Annotated in this window: 21 protein-coding genes; 2 read left to right on the forward strand and 19 right to left on the reverse strand. The window is 58.6% G+C overall.

The annotated features are described in order from the left end of the window. Positions 1 to 1,207 precede the first annotated feature (1,207 nt). Positions 1,208 to 2,110: a DMT family transporter gene (locus SANT_RS12595; protein ID WP_025422654.1), complete on the forward strand. Its 903-nt coding sequence runs from the start codon at positions 1,208 to 1,210 to the stop codon at positions 2,108 to 2,110. Between the two features lie 149 nt (positions 2,111 to 2,259). Here SANT_RS12595 and SANT_RS12600 read toward each other — a convergent pair whose 3' ends face one another. The 18 genes from SANT_RS12600 to yceD all read right to left on the reverse strand — a co-directional run bounded on the left by SANT_RS12600 (position 2,260) and on the right by yceD (position 17,088). Next, entirely contained in the window at positions 2,260 to 3,120 is an 861-nt protein-coding gene (locus SANT_RS12600) for a phosphotransferase (RefSeq protein ID WP_025422655.1), read from the reverse strand. Continuing rightward, positions 3,107 to 3,691, reverse strand: a complete 585-nt coding sequence (gene lpoB, locus SANT_RS12605; protein ID WP_025422656.1) for a penicillin-binding protein activator LpoB — start codon at positions 3,689 to 3,691, stop codon at positions 3,107 to 3,109. Before lpoB ends, SANT_RS12600 begins: the two co-directional genes overlap by 14 nt. A gap of 21 nt (positions 3,692 to 3,712) precedes the next feature. Then, the gene (locus SANT_RS12610) at positions 3,713 to 4,078 is read right to left on the reverse strand and encodes a YcfL family protein (RefSeq protein WP_406704649.1); all 366 of its coding nucleotides are present in this window, start codon (positions 4,076 to 4,078) and stop codon (positions 3,713 to 3,715) included. Positions 4,079 to 4,112: 34 nt separating this feature from the next. Then, entirely contained in the window at positions 4,113 to 4,460 is a 348-nt protein-coding gene (hinT, locus tag SANT_RS12615) for a purine nucleoside phosphoramidase (RefSeq protein WP_025422658.1), read from the reverse strand. A 284-nt stretch (positions 4,461 to 4,744) separates the two neighbouring features. After that, positions 4,745 to 6,181, reverse strand: a complete 1,437-nt coding sequence (gene ptsG / locus SANT_RS12625) for a PTS glucose transporter subunit IIBC (protein WP_025422660.1) — start codon at positions 6,179 to 6,181, stop codon at positions 4,745 to 4,747. Positions 6,182 to 6,534: 353 nt separating this feature from the next. Further along, positions 6,535 to 7,332 (reverse strand): metal-dependent hydrolase, encoded by a 798-nt coding sequence (locus SANT_RS12635; RefSeq protein WP_025422662.1) that lies wholly within the window; start codon positions 7,330 to 7,332, stop codon positions 6,535 to 6,537. Between the two features lie 19 nt (positions 7,333 to 7,351). Beyond that, positions 7,352 to 8,347 (reverse strand): DNA polymerase III subunit delta', encoded by a 996-nt coding sequence (gene holB / locus SANT_RS12640; RefSeq protein ID WP_025422663.1) that lies wholly within the window; start codon positions 8,345 to 8,347, stop codon positions 7,352 to 7,354. After that, positions 8,344 to 8,985 (reverse strand): dTMP kinase, encoded by a 642-nt coding sequence (gene tmk / locus SANT_RS12645; RefSeq protein WP_025422664.1) that lies wholly within the window; start codon positions 8,983 to 8,985, stop codon positions 8,344 to 8,346. Before tmk ends, holB begins: the two co-directional genes overlap by 4 nt. Beyond that, the gene (gene mltG / locus SANT_RS12650) at positions 8,975 to 10,000 is read right to left on the reverse strand and encodes an endolytic transglycosylase MltG (RefSeq protein WP_025422665.1); all 1,026 of its coding nucleotides are present in this window, start codon (positions 9,998 to 10,000) and stop codon (positions 8,975 to 8,977) included. The genes tmk and mltG overlap by 11 nt, the downstream gene beginning before the upstream one ends. Before the next feature lie 85 nt (positions 10,001 to 10,085). Beyond that, on the reverse strand, positions 10,086 to 10,883 hold the full coding sequence (pabC, locus tag SANT_RS12655; protein WP_025422666.1) for an aminodeoxychorismate lyase: 798 nt from the start codon (positions 10,881 to 10,883) through the stop codon (positions 10,086 to 10,088). A gap of 75 nt (positions 10,884 to 10,958) precedes the next feature. Further along, on the reverse strand, positions 10,959 to 12,200 hold the full coding sequence (gene fabF / locus SANT_RS12660) for a beta-ketoacyl-ACP synthase II (protein WP_025422667.1): 1,242 nt from the start codon (positions 12,198 to 12,200) through the stop codon (positions 10,959 to 10,961). Between the two features lie 80 nt (positions 12,201 to 12,280). After that, on the reverse strand, positions 12,281 to 12,517 hold the full coding sequence (gene acpP / locus SANT_RS12665; RefSeq protein WP_011410921.1) for an acyl carrier protein: 237 nt from the start codon (positions 12,515 to 12,517) through the stop codon (positions 12,281 to 12,283). 154 nt (positions 12,518 to 12,671) lie between these two features. Next, on the reverse strand, positions 12,672 to 13,406 hold the full coding sequence (fabG, locus tag SANT_RS12670; protein WP_025422668.1) for a 3-oxoacyl-ACP reductase FabG: 735 nt from the start codon (positions 13,404 to 13,406) through the stop codon (positions 12,672 to 12,674). A 14-nt stretch (positions 13,407 to 13,420) separates the two neighbouring features. Then, positions 13,421 to 14,350 carry an ACP S-malonyltransferase gene (fabD, locus tag SANT_RS12675; RefSeq protein ID WP_025422669.1) on the reverse strand — a complete coding sequence of 310 codons (930 nt, stop codon included), beginning with the start codon at positions 14,348 to 14,350 and terminating at the stop codon, positions 13,421 to 13,423. An 18-nt stretch (positions 14,351 to 14,368) separates the two neighbouring features. Beyond that, positions 14,369 to 15,322 (reverse strand): beta-ketoacyl-ACP synthase III, encoded by a 954-nt coding sequence (locus SANT_RS12680; RefSeq protein ID WP_025422670.1) that lies wholly within the window; start codon positions 15,320 to 15,322, stop codon positions 14,369 to 14,371. A gap of 6 nt (positions 15,323 to 15,328) precedes the next feature. After that, positions 15,329 to 16,363 carry a phosphate acyltransferase PlsX gene (gene plsX, locus SANT_RS12685; protein ID WP_025422671.1) on the reverse strand — a complete coding sequence of 345 codons (1,035 nt, stop codon included), beginning with the start codon at positions 16,361 to 16,363 and terminating at the stop codon, positions 15,329 to 15,331. A gap of 16 nt (positions 16,364 to 16,379) precedes the next feature. Then, positions 16,380 to 16,550 (reverse strand): 50S ribosomal protein L32, encoded by a 171-nt coding sequence (gene rpmF / locus SANT_RS12690; RefSeq protein ID WP_011410916.1) that lies wholly within the window; start codon positions 16,548 to 16,550, stop codon positions 16,380 to 16,382. A 16-nt stretch (positions 16,551 to 16,566) separates the two neighbouring features. Next, positions 16,567 to 17,088, reverse strand: coding sequence for a 23S rRNA accumulation protein YceD (gene yceD, locus SANT_RS12695; RefSeq protein ID WP_025422672.1), 522 nt, complete (start codon positions 17,086 to 17,088; stop codon positions 16,567 to 16,569). 152 nt (positions 17,089 to 17,240) lie between these two features. On the opposite strand from yceD, the gene SANT_RS12700 reads away from it, so the two are divergent. Beyond that, complete coding sequence (locus SANT_RS12700; protein ID WP_025422673.1) at positions 17,241 to 17,831, forward strand: Maf family protein; 591 nt, start codon at positions 17,241 to 17,243, stop codon at positions 17,829 to 17,831. A 30-nt stretch (positions 17,832 to 17,861) separates the two neighbouring features. On the opposite strand, the gene rluC is transcribed toward SANT_RS12700, so the two are convergent. Further along, positions 17,862 to 18,818, reverse strand: a complete 957-nt coding sequence (gene rluC, locus SANT_RS12705) for a 23S rRNA pseudouridine(955/2504/2580) synthase RluC (protein ID WP_025422674.1) — start codon at positions 18,816 to 18,818, stop codon at positions 17,862 to 17,864. Positions 18,819 to 19,353 lie beyond the last annotated feature (535 nt).

Raw genomic sequence — 19,353 nt, forward strand, 5'->3', positions numbered from 1 at the left:
ATTACGCCTTTGAGGTTACAACGTCCGCCCCTCGGCAACATTGATCGATGACAGATTCTGTGGTGGGTACGCCGCCGGCCGGCGGCGCGGGATCCGTTTTGACCCGGCGTCGGACCGCGACACGCCGTTGCTGACGCCAGCAGCGGCGGCAAGCGTTGACTTGACTCCGTCACCGACCCGTATCAGGCCTTCACTGATAGCAGCGGCCCCTAACTGACCCCGCCACTGGCCCACCTGGGGCCTTTACTGACGACAGCGGCGATGTGCCCCGTTCATCGGCCGGAGGCAACGCCTTGCCTCATTATAAACCCTATTCAGCGCCAGGGTATCACGCGCGGCATTTCCTTCCTCCCTCGCGCGGCGATGGGCGGCCTCCCCCATACTCGCACGTCCATTCCGACGAGCGCCTCTTGCCGGCCCTGCCGCTCACTGCACGCCTGGGCGCATTCCCCTCGCCCTCTGCTAAAACCGATCGTAACGTTGGTACCGGCGCGCTAACGTCGTCAGCGCCGCCCCAAGCCCTTCCTGCTGCCGGAACGGCACTGCCCTCCTGTCTGGCTTACGCTGCGTATCTGTCTTATTTTCCGGTGGCGCCTTCATGGGACGGTAGCCGTTTTTGGACAGCAGGCGGGTAATATCCGTGTGTTAAAGACAATGGCGGCCTTAATTCTTTTGTGGTACTAAACTCGACGGCGTAATCATTTCATTGGTAGACGGTGTTAATCCGCCCGTAATAAATGCGGTAAATAAAAACGCTGGTCACGAGGAGGTATACCGCCAAGTCATATTCACCCGCCAGGGTAATAAATCCGCTGTCATTAGGGTTTGAGTATATAATTATCAAGCTTATGGTACCGACGAATATTAAATCATTATGTCCATTTTAACATCACATTCGCGGTGAACGACAAACGCCACATTACACTTTTCACCAGAGTGATGAGGCCCGTTATATTTCACGGCCGCTTCGCCAATGCGCGTTTTCACGCGGAGAGTAGCCGCTGCACGCAGCAGCTGCACCCGTTTCAAATCCATGGCGTAAAGTGGTGTGGTGGTAAACGCAATAATATAGTGTCTTTAAAGCCCGACATTATCCTATTCTGCGCAGAGAATATTTTACCCTGCAATAACTCAATACCGGCTCCGTTAGGCAATATTTTTCTCCCGCCGTCCGGGTATAATTATTTTTTTAGATAAGGAGGATTTCATGCGAAGGATCACGATATCACTGCTATTTATCCTTGTCTGTTTAACCTGGGGCACCACCTGGCTTGCCATGAAAATCGCGGTTGATACCATTCCGCCCGTGTTTGCCACCGGCATGCGCTTTATTGCCGCCTCACCGCTACTTATTATTATGGCTTGGCTAACCCGTGCGCCATTACTTTTTCCCCGTGGGCAGCGTCTTTTCCAATGTGCGGTCGCGCTATTTTATTTCGCCATTCCGTTTTCATTAATGATTTATGGTGAGCAAACCGTTAGCTCGGGGCTGGCGTCGGTGATTTTCGCCAATATGCCCGTTGTGGTGCTTGGCGCCTCGCTGCTGCTGTTAAAGGAAAAAACCTGCAAGCTGCAACTTCTGGGCTTGCTTTTGGCGATCGCATCGTTGGCGGTAGTGTTGATAAGCGAAGCGAAGGAAACCAGCCGCTGTCACTGGCAGGGTGCCCTGGCCCTGGTCGCGGCCCTGATTATGCATGCTATTATGTATACCCTTTGCAAGAAGCGCGGTTGCTGCGTGGCGGTGCTGACTTACAATGCCCTACCTTGCTGCGCGGCGGGCGTCGCATTGGCCGCCGTCGGCTGGCTGTATGAACACCCCCGTTGGCATGATTTCTCGTTAGGATCGGTAGGGGCAACCCTGTATTTGGGTGTAGTGGCCGGCGTGTTCGGGATTTTGTGCTACTTTGCACTACAAAAAAAAGCCAGCGCTTTCCAGGCGTCCACGGTGTTTTTGATTTTCCCGGTGATCGCGCTATTGCTGGAAAACGCCCTGTATGGCTATACTCTCTCACCGGTGTCGCGCCTGCTGTTGTTGCCGCTCAGCGCCGGGATTTTGTTAACGCTGCTGTCGCGGCGCCCTACCCAAGCGCCGGCCAAGGTTAATCCCTGATGCGCGCTGGCATGATCGCCGTGCCTCCCGGCCCTCGGGGGCAACACCTCACCGTCGTTACCTGCGAGGCGGCCGTACAATGCGCTTAACGGCGCGCCGGCGCGTCTTTGCGAAACGGGTTGCCGCCGATGGCCTGTCCCCAAAAAATGTTAACGCGACAGATTAAAATAGTGGCGCAGCGGTGTCGCCAGAGCAAGAAAGTCGCGGTTGCCGGTTTGGTGCCAACGCGTCTCATACCACAGCAGCATGAGATAGTTGACCCAGGGAAGCCAGGCGTTAATTTGCCGGCGTAAACGATCGCTCGCCAGGCCCGGCATGAGACGCACATACTCCGCCAGCAAACGCTCGCGATCCGTGGCCAGCAGAGCATTGCCGCCAAACAGCGCCGCCAGCTCCAGCGCAACATCCCCATCGCCGGCATATTCCCAGTCGATAAGCGTCAGCGCACCCGCCTGCTGAAGCAGTACATTGCCTTGATGCACATCCATATGTAACAGCGCCTGGCGCAGCGCCGTCGGCGGACGCCGGCGCAAAAACCGCCTGTGTAGCCTCAGCCAGGCCGGTGTGCGCCGCGCCGGGTCGCTGGTTTGCCAATAGCGCGCAAAGCGCGCCTGTAGGTTCAGCGGGTAGCCGCTACGCCGCTGCTGGTGCAGCCTGGCCAGGAGGCCCGCCAGCGTGCCCGTCGTCAGCGCCTGTTGCCAGCCCTGCGTATTTAACGGTGCGCCGGGTAGCCACTCCACCAGCAGCCAGCCGGCGGTGATGCCCCGCGGACGCGGCGCCAGGCCGCTGCCGTTAAGGGCGCGCAACAGGCGAAATTCCCGACGCCGGTCAACGCCCAGCTGGATTTTCTGCCCGCTGGCTTCGCGCGCCAGCAAATCAACACCGGCGCCCTGCAATCGCCAGCTTTCGCCGGTTAAACCGCTGACCGGCAGGGGGTTGACACTGTCTAACGTTGCACGCGGCAGTAACTGCGCCAACATCGAGCGCAGCCCGTCGTCAATCCTGGGCAACGCCGTTACCGGACCAAATGATCTCGCCGGTTTGCACCAGCATCAGTTGCAGATCGAGCGTGGGTGCTTTCACATCGCCGCTGGCAGCGCTATACAGCACGTACTGGGCGTTGAGATAGCGCGCCAGTCCCACCGCTTTACTGCGCGACTCCAAACTGTCGTCGGCGGAAAGCCCCAACGTCTGACGCGCCGCATTCAGTTTATCGGCGCCCACCACCTGAAATTTGCCGCCGCCCTGTGCAATAAGGCGGGTAAGGGCCGCGGTGGCTTTACCGGTCTGCACGCTGCCGTTAGTGGCGTTTTTTAAGGTATTGACCAGCAGCACGCTGCCGTCGTTGACGCCGTCCACCTGCAACATTTGCTGCACCATGGGCGACAGGCTGGCCGACCAGTCAATGGTCTTGATTTTCGGCGGCAAGGGCACCGGCTCGCTGGTGACCGGCGGCGGCTGTACCGGAACCGTAGTCGGCGGCGGCGCGGGCTCTACGGTGGCCGGGGGCGGCTCTGGAGTTCGGGTGGTACAGCTGGCCAGCACCAGCGCTGCAAGGACAATTAAGGCTGTCTTTTTCATTGTAGACTCGACGTTGACTCTTTATTGCAAAAACAAATAGAGACGAGCGTGCTTCGCCTCCGGATTACCATTCACCGCCTCCACCCGGGCTTCCCCGCCAGGCGGCACGATCAGCATGCGCGTCGCGGCGAACGGTATGACGTCCAATCCCTGCGCATCGTACCAATAGAAACGGTAATACACGGTGACCGGTGCGGGATGATCGTTGCTCAGGATGCTATAGGCGCGCAATCGCCCACGATCGGTGGTAAGCGACGGCGGCGCGGCGGTAATGCCGGCGCTGAGCACCGACGGGTCCATCACCAGCGATTGCTGATTGTTGATGATCAATGCGGGATCGCGGCTACCGCTGCCGCTGCAGCCGGTTAACAACAACAGCGCAACCATCCAGGGTGCTAAACGCATGTTTCTCCCCAACCCATCACGCCACCAGCGGGCCAAGCGGCCTGCCGCCCAAAAGATGCATGTGCAAATGATACACTTCCTGGCCGCCGTGGCGGTTGCAATTCACGATAAGCCGGTAGCCGTCCGCATCAATGCCCTCTTGTTGGGCAATTTTCGCCGCCACGGTAAATAACCTTCCCAGCGCCGCTTCATGGTCGGCGGTGACATCGTTGACGGTGGGGATAAGCAGATTGGTCACGATCAAAATATGGCTGGGCGCTTTGGGGCTGATGTCGCGAAAAGCGGTAACCAAATCGTCCTGATAGAGAATATCCGCGGGAATTTCCCGGCGAATAATTTTACTAAAAATAGTTTCTTCGGCCATGGCGGCGTTCCTTGTTTCCTGACTGGTTGGTAACGGAAGTATGAGTGAGAAACTCCCTGCTTTTCAACCGGCCGCAGCATTAAAATAGTCACTAAGGGCGCGCAATGGCGACGTGGACGTATTAACCATAGCAAACAGGGAGGCTTTCGCCTCCCTGCGTCGCATAAAATCTGCGGCCGCGCTAACGCGGTGACCCTCTGCGCTCCACCGCGCGCAGAGGGTCACCGCCTGCATGCCCTGCGAAAGCATACCGCGCGCCATGACGCCCCCCCCGCCAGGGGCGGTCATACCGCTTGATGCAGGTAGTCATCCATTTCGGTTTTTAAATTATCGGATTGGGTACCGAAAATCGCCTGTACGCCGGCACCCACCACTACCACACCGCGGGCGCCCAACTGTTTCAGCCTGGTCTGATCGACTTTCGCCACATCCGCCACGCTGATGCGCAGCCGGGTGATACAGGCGTCAAGACTGGTGATGTTGGTTTTGCCGCCAAACGCCGCCACCAGCGCCGCGGCCCGTTCACCGCCGCCCGTTGACAGCGCCTCGGCGGCCGCGACATCGCGCCCCGGCGTATTTAAATTCAGCTTGACGATCAGCAGGCGGAACAGGCTGTAATACACCAGACCATAGGCGATGCCCACCAGGGGGAACAGCCAGATGCGACTGCTGTTGCCGCTTAGCACCACAAAATCAATCAGACCATGAGAGAAACTGGTGCCGTCACGCATGCCGAGCAGAATACACAGCGGAAACGCCAGCCCTGCCAACAGGGCATGAATGACGTACAGCAGCGGCGCCACGAACATAAAGGAAAATTCGATAGGCTCGGTGATCCCGGTCAAAAAGGCGGTCAGCGCGGCGGAAATCATCATACCGCCGACCCGGGCGCGGTTTTCCGGCCGGGCGGCGTGCCAAATGGCGATAGCGGCGGCGGGCAGACCGTACATTTTAAACAGGAAACCACCCGATAGCTTGCCCGCGGTAGGATCCCCCGCCATATAGCGTGGAATATCGCCATGAAAGACTTGACCGGCGGCGTTGGTGAATTCCCCCACCTGCATCTGGAAAGGGACATTCCAGATGTGGTGCAGGCCAAACGGCACCAACGCCCGCTCCACCACCCCGTAAATACCGAATGCTACCATCGGATTCTGATAGGCGGCCCAGTGTGAGAACGCCTGGATAGCGGCGCCAATCGGCGGCCAAATAAACGACAGCACCACGCCGAACACAATCGCCAGCAGACCGGAGATAATCGGTACGAAGCGCTTACCGGCGAAGAAGCCTAAATATTCCGGCAGCGTGATACGGTAGAAGCGGTTAAACATCGACGCGGCGATGGCGCCGGCGATAATGCCACCCAGAACCCCCGTATCCGCCAGATGTTTGGCGACAACGTCGCCGGTAGAGAGATGCAGAATGAGCGGCGCGACCACGGCGATAGTTTTGACCATAATCCCGTACGCCACCACCGCCGCCAACGCCGCCACGCCGTCGTTATGAGTAAACCCCAGCGCCACGCCGACCGCGAATATCAGCGGCATATTGGCAAAAACCGAGCCCCCCGCCTCCGCCATGACGTCGGAGACCACCGCCGGCAGCCAGCTGAACGACGCGGAACCCACCCCCAGCAAAATACCGGCAACGGGCAAGACGGAAACCGGCAGCATCAGCGACTTGCCGATTTTCTGCAGGTGGGCGAATGCATTTTGCAACATGGTGTTTTTACCCCTGACTCAAAAATACTGCTGCATCAAAGTCCACGCCAGGCCAGACCGGCGGCGGTTTGTGTTAATTGGCGTCGCCGCCTTGCATAAAAAAGGGCGCGGACTTTATCGGCGTTGTCCTCTTGAAGAAGAGCGCGCGCCGCCCGCGTCAGCGTTTCCCGCCTGGCTTAGGAAAAACGGTCACAACACAGCGGGCAGGAAAAAAGCGGCGGGCAGCCGCCGGCCCGCGCGCAGCCGCCGCGCCGCCGGACATCATCTGCCTGGCCCGCACGGGCGCAATTGCGCGCAAGAGTAACGCTATTTGAAATTTATTTCGAGTCTAATAATGAGGATATTGACTTACATCAGTTGGCGTCGAGGTAGCGCTGCATCTCCACGTGAAACAGGCGGCCGAAATTATCGGTGGTGGCGGCAGCCAATTGCGTCAGAGAGACGCCTTTCAACGCCGCCATAAACTCCGCCACATCGCGCACATAAGCCGGCTGGTTTTCCTTGCCGCGATAAGGTACCGGGGCCAGGTAGGGGGAATCCGTCTCCACCAGCAGGCGGTCGAGAGGAACATAGCGCGCCGCCTCGCGCAGCGCTTCTGCATTGCGGAAAGTGACAATACCGGAGAAAGAGATGTAGAAACCCATATCCAGTAACGCCTTGGCGGTCGCCTGATCTTCGGTAAAGCAGTGAAGCACGCCGCCGCAATCACTGGCCTGCTCCTCGTGCAAGATGGCCAGGGTGTCTTCACGGGCGCTGCGCGTATGTACGATGACCGGTTTATTCAGCGTGCGTCCCACGCGAATATGTTCGCGGAACACCGCCTGCTGCTGCGCCTTGTTATCCTGCTGGTAATAGTAATCCAGACCGGTTTCACCCAGCGCCACCACGCCCTCACCCGCCGCCAGACGCCGCAGCTCGGCGAAATCGTAAGGTTCATCAAGATTCAGGGGATGGATACCGCAGGAAAACAGCACATCATCGCGTCGGCCGATCATCGCCGTCATGGCGTGAAAGCCCGGCAATGTGGTACAGACCGCCAGCATCAGTTTCACGTCACGCGCGCGCGCCTTGGCCGCGACATCCGCCACATCCCGATGCAGCGCTTGGTAATCCAGACCATCAAGATGGCAATGGGAATCCACTAAAAACATAGTTCAACCTTATCCTAAATCACTGGGAAACATAGGTATCGGCAACGCCCTGCTCCCAATTAAGCAAATGGTGGGTCAGCAATAATTCGCGATTAACGCCGCTTATCTCCCGGCACTGGCGCAAACATAGCAGCCACTGCTGCCACTGCGCGTGCAGTACGCCGGCCGGCCAGCGCGCCGCCAGCGCGGTAACCAGCGACGTCCTGTCGGCGTTGACCAGGTATTCCTGCGCGCCCTGCTGCCACTTCAACGCATCGGTCAGCAGGCTAAGCAGCCAATGCAGCGGCTCGTCGTCTTTATCCCGATTCAACGCCGGCAATAGCGCCAGAAAATCGCCGTTGGCCAACGCATCCTGCAACGCCGCGCACAGCGCCAGCCGCGCCTGCCAGCGCGCCGGCTGAAGTAACGCTTCCGCCGCCAGCGGCGCGTTAGCGCACAGGCGCAGCGCGGTGCAAGCGGAAAGTGAGTCGTCAAAACCCGCCTGTCGTAACCAGCGCAGGCCCAGCGCCTCATTCGGGGCCGGCAGCGGCCAATAAAGGCATCGGCTTCTCAGCGTGGGCAACAGACGCGCCGGCGTTTCACAGACCAGCAGAAAATAGGTGTCCTCCGGCGGCTCTTCCAGGGTTTTCAACAGTGCGTTGGCCGCCTGCTCGGTGAGTTGCTCGGCGTGGGGCAGCCAGACCACCTTCCCCCCCCCCTGGCGGGCGCGGCCATAGACGCTATCGATAATGGCGCGGATACTGTCCACTCCCAGAGTCTGTCGCCCCTTTTCCGGCTCCGGTTGATAAAAGTCGGGATGATTGCCGGCCATCATCAGCCGGCAGCTGTGGCAGACCCCGCAGCTTTTGCTACCGTCCGGCTGCCGGCACATGAGCCAGCGGCTGAGGGCGTAGCACAGCGACGCCTCGCCGTTGCCGGGCTGGCTGTGCAGCAGCAGGGCGTGATGCCCGCGCCCCTGCTGATAACGAGACAGGATTTGTCGGTAGGGGGCGTTGAGCCAGGGATACCATTTCATGGCGACGGCGCCTGCGCGCGTAGCCATTGCGTCAGGCGGGCGCGGATCGCGGCGCTCACCGCGGCGAGCGGCTGGCTGGCGTCAATGGTCGCGATACGCGCGTCCGCCGCCGCCAACGCCTGATAGCGGGCGCGGGTACGCTCGAAAAACGCCAGCGACTCCACTTCGATCCGATCCAGCTCGCCGCGGGCGCGGGCGCGGGCCAGACCCAGCGCCGGCGGAATGTCCAGATACAGCGTCAGGTCGGGGCGGAACTCGCCCAGTACCGCATCGCGCAGCGTTTGCAACAGGCGCGTATCCATGCCGCGTCCGCCGCCCTGATAGGCCTGCGACGAGAGATCGTGGCGATCGCCCACCACCCAGGCGCCGCGGGCCAGCGCCGGCTTGATAACCCCTTCCACCAGCTGTACCCGCGCGGCATAAAGCATCAGCAATTCCGCACGATCGGTGACGGGCTCATCGCCCACGCCGTCTTTGATCAGCACGCGCAGCGCCTCCGCCAGCGGCGTACCGCCCGGTTCGCGGGTAAATATCACATCGCGAATACCCTGCTGACGCAGAACCTCGACCACCTCGGCAATCGCGCTGGTTTTGCCGGCGCCTTCCAGCCCCTCGATCACGATGAATTTACTGTTCATGGTTTTCCTTTGCGTTCTGCCGCTGGCGATAGTGCTGTACCGCCTGGTTATGGCTCGCCAAATTGGTGGTAAACACATGACCACCGCGCCCGTCGGCGACGAAATAGAGGTAGGCGCTTTTCTCTGGGTGCGCAGCCGCCTCCAGTGAAGCCTGGCCGGGCATCGCAATCGGCGTCGGCGGCAGCCCGGTAATGATATAGGTATTATACGGCGTCGGCGTCGTTAAATCCTGCCGCGTAATACTGCCGCGATAATTTTCGCCCATACCGTAGATAACCGTTGGGTCGGTTTGCAGTTTCATGCCGATACGCAGCCGGTTAATAAACACCGACGCAACGCGCGCCCGCTCCTCTTTCACCCCGGTCTCTTTTTCAATGATGGAGGCCATGGTCAACAGCGCCTGCGGGGTCTTGTACGGCAGGCCCTCGGCCCGTCCCTGCCAGATCTGCGCCAGGCTAGTATTCATGCGCTGACGCGCGCGCTTGAGAATCGCGCTTTCGGGAGTATTGGCGGTATAAAGATAGGTGTCGGGATAAAACTGCCCCTCCAGCACGCTATCCGCCGCCTCACCGAGTTTCGCGCCCAGCGTCTGCGCAGTGGCGCCCTGCAGATCGTGTTTCATATACGGCGCCCGTCCGAGAATGACCAGCCACTCTTTCAGCGTTGATCCTTCAATAAAACGGATGGCAAACTGCGCCTCTTTGCCGCTGACCAGCAGTTGCAGCAGATCGCGCACCGTCATTCCCGGCTTCAGCCGATAGGTGCCGGCCTTGACCGGCGCCAACGACGGCTCCAGCTCCATCAGCCACGGCAGCCAGCCGAGATGTCGCGCCAAATGCTGTCTACGCAGCAACTGTTGCAGACCGTCGCGACCGGTTCCGGCCGGCAAGGTAAAAATTGTTTCCTGCTTGAGGATCAATGGCTCAGCGGCAAAATGTTTGATCCGCAACAGGCAGCCGACGGCCAGCGCTACCAGCACCAGCGGCAGGATGATGAGAAGCCTTTTCTTTTTCATCGATAAATTCACGTTCCCTTCCAAACCAACAGGCCGGTCGCACACCGGCCAAAAATCAACATAACGACTTCACGTCCGGCGTCGGTCAACACAGCGGACTAAGCTGCAGGTAGAGCGTTCTGTCGGCATACTGCCGGCTGTCTATCGCCCACACCGGCACCACCGGCAACAGGGCGTTGGTGATAAACACCTCATCCGCCGTGTCCAGGGCGTCGGGCCCGACGCTCACTTCCTCCAGCGAGTAGCCCAGCGTCGGCAGCAGCGACATGACGTGGCGACGCATCACGCCGGCGACGCCGGCATAACGCAGCGCGGGGGTGAACACCTCTCGCCCTTGGCGCCAGAAAAGATTGGCGCTGCAACACTCCACCACCACACCCTCAGTGTCCAGCACCAGCGCCTCGTCCGCGCCGTCGCGGTCCAGGTGGGCGCGCACGAGCACCTGCTCCAAACGGTTATTGTGCTTAATACCCGCCAGCAGCGGATTACGCGCCAGGCGCACCGGGCTTAGGCTCAGCCGCACGCCTTCCTGGCGCCAGCGGGGATACTGCGCCGGCGCAGGAGTGCGCGCAACGATGCGCTGCGGCGCGTCGCAGCCGCGAAAGCTATAGCCCCTGCCGCCGCTGCCGCGGCTTATCAGCGCTTTGATCACGCCATCGCCGCCGCCGTGTGCGGCCGCCAGCATTTCACCACGCAGGGCGTCGACATCGAATGGCGCGAACAGCAACCGCTGCCCCGCCTGCGCCAGCCGTTCGAGATGCCACGTCAGCAGAGGAATGTCTCCATTAAGCAACCGGGCGGTGGTGAAGAAACCATCGCCGAAATGTACGGCACGATCGGTGAGCGGCAATTGTGCCTGCGGGATACCGTTGATCCAATACATTTCACCTCCTCTGGGTCGGTCGCGAAAGACTAAAAAAAATGGCCCGATAACGGGCCATTAAGCAACATGCTACGATTAAATCGCGCGGAACACCAGCGAGCCGTTGGTGCCGCCGAAGCCGAACGAGTTGCACAAGGTGTAATCCATCCCCTTGACCTGACGCGCTTCTTTCGGCACATAGTCCAGGTCGCAACCTTCGTCGGGATTATCCAGATTAATGGTCGGAGGAATCGCCTGATCGCGTAACGCCAACACGCTGAAGATGGCTTCAATAGCGCCGGCCGCCCCCAGCAGATGCCCCGTCATCGACTTCGTGGAGCTCACCATCACTTTGCCGGCGGACTCGGCGAATACCGCTTTCACCGCCTGGGTTTCGGCTTTATCGCCGGCGGGCGTCGAGGTACCGTGCGCATTGATATAGGCCACCTGCGCCGGCGTTATGCCCGCATCGCGTAGCGCGTTGATCATCGATCGCGCGGCGCCGGCGCCGTCATCCGGCGGCGAGGTCATGTGGTACGCATCGCTGCTCATGCCAAATCCGACCACTTCGGCGTAGATTTTCGCGCCGCGCCGTTTGGCGTGCTCATACTCCTCCAGCACCATCACGCCCGCGCCGTCGCCAAGAACGAAACCGTCGCGGTCGCGATCCCAAGGACGGCTTGCGGCCTGGGGATCGTCGTTGCGGGTCGACAGCGCCCGCGCCGCGCCAAAACCGCCGACGCCCAGCGGCGTGCTGCCTTTCTCGGCGCCCCCCGCCAGCATCACGTCCGCGTCGTCATAAGCGATAATGCGCGCCGCATGGCCGATATTATGCACGCCGGTGGTACAGGCGGTGGCAATGGAGATGCTCGGCCCGCGCAGGCCACACATGATGGACAAATGGCCTGCCACCATATTGACAATGGTCGAGGGGACGAAGAACGGACTGATTTTGCGCGGTCCGCCGTTCACCAGGGCGCTGTGATTCTCTTCAATCAGCCCCAGGCCGCCGATACCCGAACCGATGGCCGCGCCGATACGATCGGCGTTTTCTTCGGTTACCACCAGGCCGGAGTCCTGCATTGCCTGGAGGCCGGCGGCGACGCCATACTGGATGAAGGCATCCATCTTGCGGGCTTCTTTGCGCGACAGATAATCTTCAGAATTAAAATTTTTAACTAAGCCTGCAAAACGTGTTGCATAGGCAGTAGTATCAAAATGGTCGATCAGGCCGATGCCACTCTGTCCGGCAAGGAGCGCGCTCCACGTAGATTCTACGGTATTGCCGACAGGAGACAACATGCCAAGTCCGGTCACAACTACTCGACGCTTAGACACGTTTGTCCTCCAGGGAGGGAAAATAGTTTACTGTGGGACTAAAAACTTAGGCGGTCGAGTGACCGCCTAGGGATGTTCGCTTACTGCTGGCTTGCCTGAATAAAATCAATTGCTGCCTGAACAGTAGTGATTTTCTCAGCTTCTTCGTCCGGAATTTCGGTATCGAACTCTTCTTCCAGCGCCATTACCAGCTCAACGGTGTCAAGAGAGTCAGCGCCGAGGTCGTCAACGAAAGAAGCATTATTTACGACTTCTTCTTTCTTAACGCCCAGTTGCTCAGCGATGATTGCCTTAACGCTTTCTTCGATAGTGCTCATACTCTTAAATTTCCTATCAAAACTCGCTTACGCGATGGTTTTCGTAGTGTATAAAATGTTGAAAAAGATGCAACTCAATCCCGGCTGGTCGAACCACGATTTTATGCTATTTTGCGGTTTTTACCACAAATAACGCAAATGATTTTCGTGCTTTTTACAGCATATACATGCCGCCATTGACATGTATCGTTTCGCCGGTAATGTATGCCGCCTCCTCAGAGGCGAAAAAAGCGACAGCACTGGCGATTTCTTTCGGATAGCCGAGACGATTTGCCGGAATCTGGGACAAAATGCCCGCACGGTGCTCATCTGTCAACGCTTCGGTCATATCTGTCGCGATAAATCCCGGCGCCACCACGTTGACCGTAATGCCGCGCGAGGCGACTTCACGCGCCAGCGATTTACTAAAGCCAATTAACCCCGCCTTGGCGGCGGCATAATTGGCCTGTCCCGCATTGCCCATGGCGCCAACAACAGAACCGATTGTAATAATTCTGCCGTAGCGCTTTTTCATCATGGCCCGCATTACCGCTTTCGACATGCGGAATACGGACGTCAGATTAGTATCAAGAATAGACTGCCATTCGTCTTCTTTCATGCGCATCAGCAGATTATCACGCGTAATGCCCGCATTATTCACTAAAATATCCGCGTCGCCAAATTCTGCGCGCATTTTCTCTAAAAAAGCCTCGATGGAATCGTTACTGGAAACATCCAATTCCATTCCTTTACCGCTGTCGCCCAGATAGGCGCTGATAGCAGCCGCGCCTGATTCACTGGTAGCGGTACCAATCACAGTCGCGCCACGCGCCGCGAGCGTTTCCGCTATCGCGCGGCCAATACCCCGGCTAGCGCCGGTCACCAGCGCAATTTTACCTTCAAAGCTCATCTGTAACCCCAATGTTAAAGTTCAATCGCTGCGGCCAGCGAGGCGGGATCGTTCACCGCCGCGCCCGACAGGGTGCCGACAATACGTTTGGTGAGTCCGGTAAGCACCTTACCCGGGCCGACTTCCAACAACACCTCTACGCCCTGGGCCGCAAGGTACTCCACGGTTTCAGTCCAGCGCACCGGGCTATAAAGCTGGCGCACCAATGCTTGACGGATGGCCGCCGGATCCTGCTCCGCGCGTACATCAACGTTATTGATCACCGGGATCTGCGGCGCGACAAATGTTACCGCTTCCAACGCCTGCGCCAGTTTCTCCGCGGCGGGCTTCATCAGGGCACAATGGGACGGCACGCTGACCGGCAACGGCAACGCGCGCTTAGCCCCGGCTTCCTTACAGAATACGCCGGCCCGTTCCACCGCTTCCTTATGCCCGGCGATAACCACCTGACCCGGCGAATTGAAATTCACCGGCGAAACCACTTGCCCCTGAGCCGCCCGCTCACAGGCGGCGGCAATAGCATCGTTGTCCAGCCCGATGATAGCGGACATTGCGCCGCTACCGGCCGGTACCGCTTCCTGCATTAGTTTGCCGCGCAGCGCCACCAGCGCAATTGCCGCGGTGAAATCCAGACTGCCGGCGCAAACCAGCGCCGAATACTCGCCTAGACTGTGACCAGCCAGCAGCGCCGGCGCCCGTCCGGCCTGCTGCTGCCAGACGCGCCACAGGGCAACAGATGACGCCAATAATGCCGGCTGGGTCTGCCAGGTTTTGTTCAGCTCTTCAGCCGGGCCTTGCTGCACCCGCTGCCACAAATCATAGCCCAGAGCGGCGGACGCTTCGGCGAACGTCGCCTCGACCACCGCGTGCTCCGCCGCCAGCTCCGCCAGCATCCCCACCGTCTGGGAGCCCTGTCCTGGAAATACCATGGCAAAAACAGTCATTATTATGCTTCCTGTAGATTAAAACCGTAACAGCGCCGAGCCCCAGGTGAAACCGCCACCAAAGGCTTCAAGCAGCACCAGCTGTCCCGGCTGAATGCGACCGTCGCGCACCGCTTCATCGAGCGCCAGCGGCACCGAAGCGGCGGAGGTATTGCCGTGCCTATCCAGTGTGACCACCACTTTTTCCATGCCCATTCCCAGGCGTTTGGCGGTGGCGGTAATGATGCGCAGGTTGGCCTGATGCGGCACCAGCCAGTCCAGCTCGCTGCGATCGAGCGCGTTGGCGCTGAGCGTTTCGTCAACGATATGCGCCAGTTCGGTGACCGCCACCTTGAACACTTCGTTACCCGACATCGTCAGGTAAGCGGAAGCGGCGGGATCCAGGCGATTATGATACGGAAGCGTCAGCAGATCGCCATAGCGGCCATCGGCGTGCAGATGCGTGGAAATGATGCCCGGTGTCGCCGAGCGTCCGAGTACCACCGCGCCCGCCCCGTCACCGAACAGAATCAACGTACCGCGATCCTCGGGGTCCAGGGTATGGCTTAACGTATCGGACCCTACCACCAGCGCATACTCGACCGCGCCGTTTTTGATATAGGTGTCCGCTACCCCGAGCGCATAGGCAAAACCGGCGCAGGCCGCCGCCATATCGAAAGCGATGCAGTCGTTGATCCCCAGGTCGCGCTGAATCTGACAGGCTGAACTGGGAAACGCGTGGCTGGACGAGGTGGTGGCAACAATCACCATGCCGACTTTTTCCGCCTCGATGCCGGCCATATTCAGCGCTTGTTCAGCGGCATGACGCCCCATACTGGAGACGGTTTCATCGGCACTGGCGATGCGGCGTTCACGGATGCCGGTTCGGGTGACAATCCACTCATCCGAAGTGTCCACCATTTTTTCCAGGTCGGCGTTGGACCGAATTTGCGCCGGAAGATAGCTCCCGGTACCGAGAATCTTAGTAAACATGTACGCTTAATCACTCTTGGGTAGTACCGCATCCAGGCGTGCGGCAATCCGCTCCGGGATCTGCCGCTCCACCGCTTGCATTGCCTGTTCGATAGCGGCGGTAAACGCGCGCTGATTTGCCGCACCGTGGCTTTTAATTACGGTGCCTCGCAAACCTATCAGGCAAGCGCCATTATATTGGTCGGGATTCAGTTGCCCGAATTGACGAATCAGGCGACGTTTCATCCAGCGCTTGACCCATTGCATCAGCCAACCCTGCCTGCCGCTTTCCCCAGAGGATTTCAGCAATGACAGAAAAACTCTTATCACCCCTTCCATAGTCTTTAATGTGACGTTACCAACAAAACCGTCACAGACCAGGACATCGGTTTTTCCCGTCAATAATTCATTGGCTTCAAGATAGCCGATATAATTGATTGACGGAACATCTCGTAACAGTGCCGCCGCGTGCTGAATAGGGTCGAGGCCCTTGGTTTCTTCCTCGCCGATATTCAAAAGCGCTACGCGCGGGTTATTCACCCCCACGATGTGCTCCGCCATCACCGCGCCCATGACGGCGAATTGCGCCAGCATCGAACCATCGCAGGCGACGTTGGCGCCCAAATCCAGCACCACCGTTTTGCCCTGCTTTTGATGGGGCAAAACCACCATCAGCGCCGGCCGCTCAATACCGTCGAGGGGTTTTAGCACCAGCTTCGCCAGCCCCATCAGCGCGCCGGTATTGCCGGCGCTGACGCAGGCCTGGGCGCGGCCGTCCTTGATAAGCTCCAGCGCAACGCGCATGGATGTCCCGCGGCTGGCCCGTATGGCCTGCGACGGTTTGGCGTCACTGGTAATAACCGATTCAGCGGGTATGACCGTCAATCGCTCGCGCAGAACGGAATCGGTTTTTACCAGTAAAGGATTAATCGCTGCGGGATTGCCGACGAGCAGCAGTTCAAGTTGCGGATATGAGACCAGTGCCTGCAATGCTGCAGGCACCGTCACGGCGGGACCAAAGTCACCGCCCATTGCATCTAACGCAAGGGTTAGACGTCTCAATGTATCGCCTTGGGAATTACTTGGCGATAACTTTACGACCGCGGTAGAAACCGTCGGCGGTGATGTGGTGACGCAGGTGGGTTTCACCGGAAGCTTTGTCCACTGATACAGTGGAGGTGGTCAGCGCGTCGTGAGAACGGCGCATACCACGTTTGGAACGGGTGGGTTTATTTTGTTGTACGGCCATGGACCTTACTCCTCGATTACTTATGCTTTAAACTGGCTAATACGGAAAATGGATTAGGTTTTTCCGCCTCGGCGGGTAGTTTACCAAATACCTGTTCCGTTGCGGACACTTCACAGTGTTCAGGATCATGCACCGGCGCGATAGGCAAAGAAAGAATAATTTCATCTTCAATCATTGCCAACAAATCCACCTCGCCAAATTCATCGACGTAGACCGCCTCATACGCTTCCGGCAACGCCTCAGCCTGCTCGTCGCTGACGACCGGACTGAAACTGAATGTCGTGTGAACCTGATGCGCAAACGGCTGGTTGCAACGCTGGCAGCGCAGAGTTACCTCTACGTCCGCGTGGCCGCTAATCACCGCCAGGCGCTGGTTATCGATTGCGAACGACAACGCGGCCTCGACATCACTCTCCACACTCACCACGGATTCGGCAACACGCGTTACCCGCTCAGGCGCATAGACTCCAGCGTAGTCCAGGCGTTTCTGAGCGGTGCGTACCGCATCAATGGTCAAGGGTAATTTTACCTTTTGCATAGGGCGCGCATATTAACTTTGTAACGGGCGGGAGTCAAAGAAAAAGGGTGTTTTGCACCGCTTTTCCCCCATATTCGCATTATTGACGCCGGACAGTTTAAAATGCGGCGGTCATTTTCGCCATACTGCGGGTAACAGTGTCATGAATAAAATTGTGTTGGCCTCCTCTTCCCCTTACCGCCTCTTCCCCTTACCGCCGCGCGCTGCTGGAGAAGCTGAAAATACCGTTTGATTACCTGGCGCCAGATATCGATGAAACCCCGCTCGCCGGCGAAACGGCGGCGCAAATGGTGCAGCGTTTGGCCAGCGCGAAAGCGCAGGCGCTGGCCGACAGATATCCCCACCACCTGATAATCGGTTCCGATCAGTGCTGCGTGTTAGCGGGTCAAATCACGGGTAAGCCGTTAACGGAAGCGAATGCCATTGCGCAGCTCACCCGCGCTTCCGGTAAAGCGGTAACGTTCTACACCGGTCTGGCACTGCTTAACAGCGCCAGCGGACGGCTACAGACGTGTATGGAGCCCTTTGTCGTCCATTTCCGGACGCTGGAGGACGCGGAAATCGCCGGCTATGTGCGTTTGGAACAACCTTTGCAGTGTGCGGGCAGTTTTCAGTGCGAAGGCTTGGGGATCGCGCTGTTCGAGGCGCTGGAAGGCCGCGATCCCAATACCTTGATCGGGCTGCCGCTGCTGGCACTCGCCGACATGTTGCGCCGGGAGGGGGTGAATCCGCTGCGGGCGTAACCGTTAACAGCGGGCGCGCGCCCGAAACGGCTATTTATGATGGGCGCGCAGATACAGCAGGCACTGGCGCAGCGGCGCATCCAGCGGCGCTTCTATCCGCAGCATTTCGCCGCTGCCGGGATGATCAAAGCGCAGCGCGGCGGCATGCAAAAACAGGCGATTCAGACCGCACCCGGTTAGTTGCTGATCGAACGCACCGTCGCCGTAGCGATTGTCAAACGCGATGGGATGGCCGGCATGTTGGGCATGAACCCGAATCTGATGGGTGCGCCCGGTGATCGGACTCGCCCTGACCAGCGTGGCCAGCGTAAACCGCTCTTCCACCTTGAAACGGGTTTCCGACGGTTTTCCCTCGCTGTTTACCCGCACGATGCGCTCGCCGCTGGCGAGGATATTCTTCAGCAACGGCGCCGCGACCGTTTTAACGTGGGACTGCCACTGACCGCGCACCAGCGCCAGATAGTCCTTTTGCATCCCCTTGGCGCGCAATTGCTCATGCAGCGCGCGCAGCGCCGAACGTTTCTTGGCCACCAACAGCACGCCGGAGGTGTCCCGATCCAGGCGGTGAACCAATTCCAGAAAGCGCGCATCGGGGCGCAGGGCGCGCAGGCCTTCAATAACGCCAAAACTCAGACCGCTGCCGCCATGCACGGCCGTGCCGGCCGGTTTATTCAGAATCAGCAGATAATCGTCTTCATAAAGCACGGCGTCATTTAACGCGGCGACTTTATCGAGCCCGGTGGAAACAGGCGCCTGCTCGTCATCCGACCGTCGTACCGGTGGAATACGCACTTCATCATCATTTTGCAGTTTGTATTCCGGTTTTACCCTTTTTTTATTGACGCGTACTTCACCTTTACGCACGATGCGGTAAATCATGCTTTTCGGCACCCCTTTGAGGTGCGTACGCAAAAAATTGTCTATCCGCTGACCGGCTTCGTCTGCGGTGATGGTGATAAAATGTACGCCGGGATTATTCTCATTCATGGGCCGGGATTCTAAATATACCGACACCATAGCGCCACTTCTTTTTATGTGCTTAACTGTGGTTTCATCGGTAAAAGGTTTTTTCTGGTCCGGTGGCCTCTTTACGCTATTCTGTGAGAAGCCATCAGGATGGGTCTGAAACTTGTCATCGATGGCTAAAGTCGTCTTGCTATATGCGTGTCAGCAGTGGAATAATGCATTTACTTTCCACGCTTTCGCGTCTAGGACGAGTAATCGAGGAATTTTGAATTTGTCTGGTTTAGCCTAAACGCGGCAATGGCGTAAGACGTAATGGCTAATTCGGGCAGTTAGCGGGCTGCGGATTGCAGCTTGGTCGGCAAAAGGAATCCGTTCTGGCAATAACCATCAGACGTTATTCCCCTGTAAAAGTGCTGTTTTCCGTTATGGGAAACAGGCTACCGAAATAATGCGCCCCTTAGCAAGCGACAACCGTGAGGTTGACGGCTTTGCGCCAAGTCACGGGGTCGTCGGTGATTACCCGGCCATGCGGTTTTTTGCCCGCAGCTCTGATGCC

The sequence above is a fragment of the Sodalis praecaptivus genome, from assembly GCF_000517425.1.
Classification (GTDB): Bacteria; Pseudomonadota; Gammaproteobacteria; order Enterobacterales; family Enterobacteriaceae; genus Sodalis_A; species Sodalis_A praecaptivus.